Here is a 7,153-nt window from a genome sequence, read left to right on the forward strand (position 1 = left end):
AAGAAAACGCGTCAGGAAGTTCGCCTGCGGCCATCCTTCGAGACGCCCGCCTACGGCGGGCCCTCAGGATGAGGTCACGTTTCGCGGCGAGATATCAAACCCTCATGGTGAGGGGCCCGCCGCTGCCCTCACCCCAACCCTCTCCCCGCAAGCGGGGCGAGCACACCTGCATTCACGTCAAGCTTTACCGCTTATTCCAGTCGATGATGCGGCTAGCGTCGCCATCGAACTCGCTGCTGCAGAACGCGCCGCCCTGGTAGTGGTCGCCGATCGGGTCCGGCTTCAGCTTGGCCTGTTCGGCCATCGCATGCTCGCGGAAATCCTCGGCGCGTCCCGTTGGGCGATAGCCGAATTCGTAGGCGCGGTGGTTGTCCCACCAGGCGCGCTCGTTGAGGGAGGCGCCGTAGAAGACCTCGAAATGGATATCGGGATGTTCGAGCCCGATACGGCAGAGCTGAACGAGATCCTCGGGCTTCAGCCAGATCGCGAGGCGGCGCTGGTCGAGCGGCATGTCGCCGAAATTGCCGATGCGGAGGCAGGTCACCTTCAGGCCGTGCTTGTCGGCATAGAGCGCGCCGACCGCCTCGCCGAACACCTTGCTGACGCCGTAGCGGCTGTCGGGGCGCGCCGTGACGTCGGTGCCGATGTTGTGGTGGCGCGGATAGAATCCGACGGCATGGTTCGAGGACGCGAAGACCACGCGCTTGACGCCCTTCTTGCGTGCCGCCTCGAACAGATTGTAGCCGCCGATGATGTTGGCCTGGAGGATGTCGTCCCAGGGGCCTTCGACTGAATAGCCGCCGAAATGGATGATGCCGTCGACGCCTTCGCAGATCGCCTCGACCTGCGCCATGTCGGACAGGTCCGCCGCCTTGAACTTCTCGTTGGGGCTGAGATCGGCGGGCTCGCGGATATCGCTGAGCAAGAGGTCCGGATAGATCGGCGGCAGCAGCTTCCGCAGACGCGTCCCGATCCCGCCCGAAGCTCCCGTCATCAAGATGCGCGGCATGTCTGTCCTCTTATATGGCGACCGATTTGCGGTCGTGGATCACTGATGATAGCAGATTTGGGCAGAGGGAACGCAACAACGAGAACTGCACATGAACGATGCATCGTCCCACACGCGAGAACGAACACAAGGCTGGCGGCCGGCGACTTATTACCCCGATCCAGCAATTCATGCACTCGATCCCCGCTTCGAAAAATACTGGCTGAAGCTTTCGGCCGTGGAACGACTGACCACGGGCCTGCGCTGGGCCGAGGGCCCGGTCTGGTTCGGCGACGGACGCTATCTGCTCTGCAGCGACATTCCGAACCAGCGCATCATCAAATGGGAGGAGGAAACCGGCGCCATCTCGATTTTCCGAAAGCCCTCCAATTTCGCCAACGGCAACACCCGCGACCGCCAGGGCCGGCTGGTCACCTGCGAGCATGGCGGCCGGCGCGTGGTGCGCACCGAATATGATGGCACCATCACCGTGCTGATGGACTCGTTCAATGGCAAGCGACTGAACTCGCCCAACGACGTCGTCGTGAAGTCCGATGGCTCGATCTGGTTCACCGATCCGACCTTCGGCCTGCTCGGCAATTACGAGGCTACAAGGCCGAGCCCGAGATCGACCCGAACGTCTATCGGCTCGATCCCGCAACCGGCAAGGCAACCATCGTCGCCGAGGGCGTGCTTGGTCCGAACGGGCTGTGCTTCTCGCCGGACGAGAAGATCCTCTACGTCGTGGAATCCCGCGGCATTCCGAACCGCAAGATCCTCGCCTATGACGTCTCGTCCGACGGCAGCACGATCTCCAACAAGCGCGTCTTCATCGATGCCGGTCCGGGCACACCCGACGGCATGCGCTGCGACATCGACGGCAATCTCTGGTGCGGCTGGGGGATGGGCGATCCCGAGCTCGACGGCGTCGTGGTGTTCGCGCCCGACGGCGTCATGATCGGCCGCATCGCCCTGCCCGAACGCTGCGCCAATCTCTGCTTCGGCGGCGTCAAGCGCAACCGCCTGTTCATGGCCGCGAGCCAGTCGATCTACGCGCTGTATGTGAACACGCAAGGCGCGCTGGGGGGATAGTTGCTCCGCCGTCATTGCGAGCGCTCGTAGGGTGGGCAAAGCGAAGCGTGCCCACCACTTCGCGTTCGTTATGGGATGGTGGGCACGTCGCTTGCGCGCCTTTGCCCACCCTACGACACCTCGCCTTGTCGAGACACGTCGGCAAAAACAAGACGCCGGAGCGGTTTCCCGCTCCGGCGTCATGTCTGTTCAGGCGATGAGGCTTACGCCGCGTTGAAGCCGGCGACGGCCTTCACTTCGAGGAAGTCCTCGAGGCCGTACTTGCCCCACTCGCGGCCGTTGCCGGACTGCTTGTAGCCGCCGAACGGCGCGGTGCGATCATTCGGCACGCCCTGGAGGTTGACGTTGCCGGCACGAATCTGCCGACCGACGCGCTTGGCGTCCTCGACCGAAGCGCCCGTGACGTAACCAGCGAGACCGTACGGCGTGTCGTTGGCGATGTGCACTGCGTCGGCTTCGTCCTTGGCGCCGATGATGGTGAGCACCGGTCCGAAGATTTCTTCACGGGCGATCGTCATGTCGGGGGTGACGTCGGCGAAGATGGTCGGGCGGACATAGAAGCCCTTGTTGACGCCCTCGGGCAGGCCCGGGCCGCCGGCGACAAGCGTGGCGCCCTCGTCGATGCCCTTCTTGATGAGGCCCTGGATCTTGTCCCACTGGCCGCGGTTGACGACCGGGCCGATGGTGGTGCCTTCGGCGCGCGGATCGCCCGCCTTGGTCTTGTCGGCGACAGCCTTCGCGATCGCGGCGACTTCCTTCATCTTCGACAGCGGCACGATCATGCGCGAGGGCGCGTTGCAGGACTGGCCGGAGTTGTTGAACATGTGCATCACGCCGCCGGTCACCGCCTTCTGCAGGTCGGCGCCTTCGAGGATGACGTTCGGCGACTTGCCGCCGAGCTCCTGGCTGACGCGCTTCACGGTCGGAGCCGCGCGCTTGGCAACGTCGATGCCGGCGCGGGTCGAGCCGGTGAAGGAGATCATGTCGATATCGGGATGCTCGCTCATGGCGGCGCCGACCTCGGGGCCGAGACCGTTGACGAGGTTGAACACGCCCTTCGGCACGCCGGCTTCATGGAGGATTTCCGCGAAGATCAGCGCCGAGGTCGGCGTGAACTCCGACGGCTTCAGGATCATGGTGCAGCCGGCGGCGAGCGCGGGCGCGACCTTGCAGGCGATCTGGTTGAGCGGCCAGTTCCAGGGCGTGATCATGCCGACCACGCCGATCGGCTCGCGCAGCACCATGGCGGTGCCGACCGGCTCCTCGAAATGATAGTTCTTGAGCACGTCGAGCGTGGTCATGAGATGGCCGAGGCCGGCGCCGGCCTGGAGCTTCTCCGCCATCGGCAGCGGCGCGCCCATCTCGTCGGAGACGGAGGCACCGATCTCCTTGAGACGACCCTTATAGATCTCGATGACCTTGGTGAGCAGCGCGACGCGCTCCTCACGGCTGGTCTGGGAGAAAGTTGCAAAGGCGCGCTTGGCGGCGGCGACGGCCTTGTCCACGTCAGCCTTGGAGCCCAGCGCAACCTCGTACATCGCCTCTTCCGTCGCCGGATTGACGACCGGAGTGGACTTCTTGACGGCGGGATCGACCCAGGCGCCGTCGATGTAGAATTGCATACGATTGACCATCATTAACCTCTTCTTGGGGCATGGAGGGGGGCGTTTCGGCAGGCATCCTTGCACGAAAGCGCCCGCAATTGAACCCGCCATATGCGGGGCCAGCGTTGCGGCAGACGCGCGGAATATGGGACGCGTCTCGAACTGAGGCAAGCGCGGCCATGGGGTCCCGGCTCAGCGTCGCGACATTTCATGTCGCGCCGCGTCCGGGACACGAGATTAAAACGAGTCCAAACACTCTCGTCCCCCGGACGCAGCGCAGCGCCGCTTTAGCGGTGCGCTGCAGAGCCAGGGCCCATGCGCGTGATCACACCGCCATCTTCCGATGCAGCACCGGCGCGCCCGTGGTGAGGCTTTCCGCCGCATCGATGATGGCGTTGGCGTCGATGCCGTAGTGGCGGTAGAGGTCGGCGATCGTGCCGGTCTGGCCGAACTGCTCAACGCCGAGCGCCTCGACGCGATGGCCGCGGACGCTGCCGAGCCAACCGAGCGCCGCGGGATGGCCGTCGATTACGGTCACGATGCCGCAGTCGCGCGGCAGCGGCGCCAGCAGCTTCTCGATATGGCTGAGGTGCTGCACACCGCGGCGGTCACGCCGCAATTTCCGTGCGGCGGTCCAACCTGCATGGAGACGGTCAGCCGAAGTGATCGCGAGCAGGCCGATATCGCGGCGGCTCTCGCCGATGAAGCCGGTTGCCTCGATCGCTTCCGGGGCCACAGCGCCGGTATAGGCGATCACGACTTCGGCATTGGGGCCCGGCTTGCGCAGCCAATAGGCGCCGTCGGTAATGCCCTGCTGAAGCTCGGGCGTCATGATCCGCTGCGCCTGCTCGATGCTGCGCGTCGAGAGCCGCAAATAGACCGAGCCGCCCTCGCCCGGATCGCGCTGCATGTGGTTAAACCCCCAGCCCATGATCACGGCGAGTTCGTCGACGAAGGCCGGCTCGAACGAGGCCAGCCCGTCCTGCGCCATGCCGATCAGCGGCGTTGCAATCGACTGATGCGCGCCGCCTTCCGGCGCGAGCGTGATGCCGGACGGCGTCGCCGCCACCATGAAGCGCGCGTCCTGATAACAGGCATAGTTCAGCGCATCGAGCCCGCGCTCGATGAAGGGATCGTAGAGTGTACCGACCGGCAGCAGCCGCTCGCCGTTGATCTGGTGCGACAGGCCGAGCGCGGAGAGCATGATGAACAGGTTCATCTCGGCGATGCCGAGCTCGAGATGCTGGCCCTTGGGCGAGAAGTCCCAATTGAACGTGGACGGAATTTTTTCGCTGCGGAATAAATCCGCCTTTTCCGCGCGCGCAAACAAGCCGCGCCGGTTGACCCAGGGGCCGAGATTGGTCGAGACGGTGACGTCGGGCGATGTGGTGACGATGCGCTTTGCCAGCTCATTGTCGCTGCGCGCGATCTCATTCAGCACGAGGCCAAAGCCCTGCTGGGTCGACATCTGCGGCGACGACTTGAAGGTGAGCTGCTGAGGCACCTCGACGACGGGCGCGGTCAGCCGGCGGCCGTCCTGGTTGAACGGCACGCGCGCGAGGAAAGCTTCGAGCTCGGCCGCATCCTGCGTGAGTCCTTCGAACTTGTCCCATTCGTGCCCGGGCCGGATGTTCTGGCTGGCGCGCCACTTCTCCAGCTGCGCGACCGTCATCAGACCGGCGTGGTTGTCCTTGTGGCCCTGGAACGGCAGACCGACGCCCTTGATGGTGTAGGCGATGAAGCAGACCGGACGGTCGTGGTCAATGGATTCGAACGCCTCCAGCATGCTCGCCATGTCGTGGCCGCCGAGGTTCGACATCAGCGCCAGCAGCTCCTCATCGCTGCGCTTGTCGATCAGCTTGGTGATCGGGCCCTGATCGCCGATCTCGTCGTGCAGATGTTTGCGGAAGGCGGCGCCACCCTGGAAGCACAGCGCCGCGTAGAGCGCGTTCGGGCAATTGTCGATCCAGCGCTTCAACGCTTCGCCGCCAGGCTCGGCAAACGCCTCGCGCATCAGGCGGCCGTATTTCACGATCACCACGTCCCAACCGAAATTGCGGAACATGGTCTCGAACTTTTCCCAGAGCCCTTCGCGCACGACGGCGTCGAGCGACTGGCGGTTGTAGTCGACCACCCACCAGGTGTTGCGCAGGCCGTGCTTCCAACCCTCGGCAAGCGCCTCGAAGATGTTGCCCTCGTCCATCTCGGCGTCGCCGACCAGCGCGATCATGCGCCCTTCGCGGCGATCCTTCATCCAACCATGCGCCTTGACGTAGTCCTGCACCAGCGAGGAGAACAGCGTCTGCGCGACGCCGAGGCCGACCGAGCCGGTCGAGAAATCGACGTCGTCGACATCCTTCGTGCGCGAGGGATAGGACTGCGCGCCCTTGAAGCCGCGGAAATTCTCCAGCTTCTCGCGGGTCTGCCGGCCGAACAGATACTGGATGGCGTGGAACACCGGGCTCGCATGCGGCTTCACCGCGACGCGATCCTCCGGCCGCAGCACGTGGAAATAAAGCGCCGACATGATGGTGGCGAGCGAGGCGGACGAGGCCTGATGGCCGCCAACCTTGAGGCCGTCCGCATTCGGACGGATGTGGTTGGCGTGGTGGATGGTCCATGACGACAGCCACAGCGCCTTGCGGGCCAGCGCGTTCAAAGTGTCAAGATGGGCGGTATCAACGGGCATGGCAATGCTCCCGGACATAACGCCTGGATGATACGCCTGCCGGCAACGCCAAACTTCTCAATTTTTCGCGCCATACCCGCGATTATTGGGATAATTTTCCAACGGAACATCACCCAGCACAGGTTTAATCCCAATGCCCGAGCTCGACGCCATCGACCGCAAGATCCTCGCCTTGCTCCAGACCGACAGCCGGCTGACCATGCAGGAGCTTGCCGACAAGGTCGGACTCTCGGTCTCGCCCTGCCATCGCCGGGTCAAGCTGCTGGAGGAGCGCGGCGTTATCTCGCGCTACATCGCAACCGTCGACCAGAAGGCGCTGGGCCTGCATGTCAGCGTCTTCATCTCGATCAAGCTGGCACGGCAGAAGGAGGAGGACCTCAACCGCTTTGCCCGCGCGATCTCGAAATGGGACGAGGTGCTGGAGTGCTACCTGATGACCGGCAACCGCGACTACCTCCTGCGCGTCGTCGCAGCCGACCTCGCCTCCTACGAGACGTTCCTGAAGACCAAGCTGACCCGGCTCGACGGCATCGCCTCGATCGAGTCGAGCTTTGCGCTGAGCCAGGTGAAATACTCGATCGCGCTGCCGGTGTAACGGCCGAGCCCGTCATTGCGAGGAGCTCGCGACAAAATTGCGTAGCAATTTTGCGCTGATGCGACGAAGCAATCTAGAGTCTCTCCGCGGAGGCAGTCTGGATTGCTTCGCGGAGCCTGTCATCGGGCCGCGCTTCGCGCGGACCCGGTGGCTCGCAATGACAGCATACTATCTCCACGGCTGCA

General features: G+C 64.2%; 4 protein-coding genes and 1 pseudogene. 2 read left to right on the forward strand and 3 right to left on the reverse strand.

Annotation, left to right across the window (positions count from 1 at the left end):
- Nucleotides 1–184: 184 nt before the first annotated feature.
- On the reverse strand, nt 185–1,009 hold the full coding sequence (locus tag AC630_RS31330) for an NAD-dependent epimerase/dehydratase family protein (protein WP_074122328.1): 825 nt from the start codon (nt 1,007–1,009) through the stop codon (nt 185–187).
- Nucleotides 1,010–1,100: 91 nt separating this feature from the next.
- Here AC630_RS31330 and AC630_RS31335 point away from each other — a divergent pair.
- Nucleotides 1,101–2,080, forward strand: a pseudogene (locus AC630_RS31335) (SMP-30/gluconolactonase/LRE family protein).
- 203 nt (nt 2,081–2,283) lie between these two features.
- On the opposite strand, the gene AC630_RS31340 reads toward AC630_RS31335, so the two are convergent.
- Together AC630_RS31340 and AC630_RS31345 are read right to left on the reverse strand one after the other, a co-directional pair.
- Nucleotides 2,284–3,714, reverse strand: coding sequence for an aldehyde dehydrogenase family protein (locus AC630_RS31340; RefSeq protein WP_074122331.1), 1,431 nt, complete (start codon nt 3,712–3,714; stop codon nt 2,284–2,286).
- A 295-nt stretch (nt 3,715–4,009) separates the two neighbouring features.
- Nucleotides 4,010–6,373, reverse strand: coding sequence for a thiamine pyrophosphate-binding protein (locus tag AC630_RS31345; RefSeq protein WP_074122329.1), 2,364 nt, complete (start codon nt 6,371–6,373; stop codon nt 4,010–4,012).
- Between the two features lie 133 nt (nt 6,374–6,506).
- On the opposite strand from AC630_RS31345, the gene AC630_RS31350 reads away from it, so the two are divergent.
- The gene (locus AC630_RS31350) at nt 6,507–6,968 is read left to right on the forward strand and encodes an Lrp/AsnC family transcriptional regulator (protein WP_074122330.1); all 462 of its coding nucleotides are present in this window, start codon (nt 6,507–6,509) and stop codon (nt 6,966–6,968) included.
- Nucleotides 6,969–7,153 lie beyond the last annotated feature (185 nt).

The sequence above is a fragment of the Bradyrhizobium sp. AS23.2 genome, assembly GCF_001908185.1.
In the GTDB taxonomy this organism is placed as follows: Bacteria; Pseudomonadota; Alphaproteobacteria; order Rhizobiales; family Xanthobacteraceae; genus Bradyrhizobium.

Excerpts from the sequence above, each read along its gene's own strand:
- AC630_RS31330 (WP_074122328.1), bottom strand. The coding sequence starts at position 1,009 with ATGCCGCGCATCTTGATGACGGGAGCTTCGGGCGGGATCGGGACGCGT.
- AC630_RS31345 (WP_074122329.1), bottom strand. The coding sequence starts at position 6,373 with ATGCCCGTTGATACCGCCCATCTTGACACTTTGAACGCGCTGGCCCGC.
- AC630_RS31340 (WP_074122331.1), bottom strand. The coding sequence starts at position 3,714 with ATGGTCAATCGTATGCAATTCTACATCGACGGCGCCTGGGTCGATCCC.
- AC630_RS31350 (WP_074122330.1), top strand. The coding sequence starts at position 6,507 with ATGCCCGAGCTCGACGCCATCGACCGCAAGATCCTCGCCTTGCTCCAG.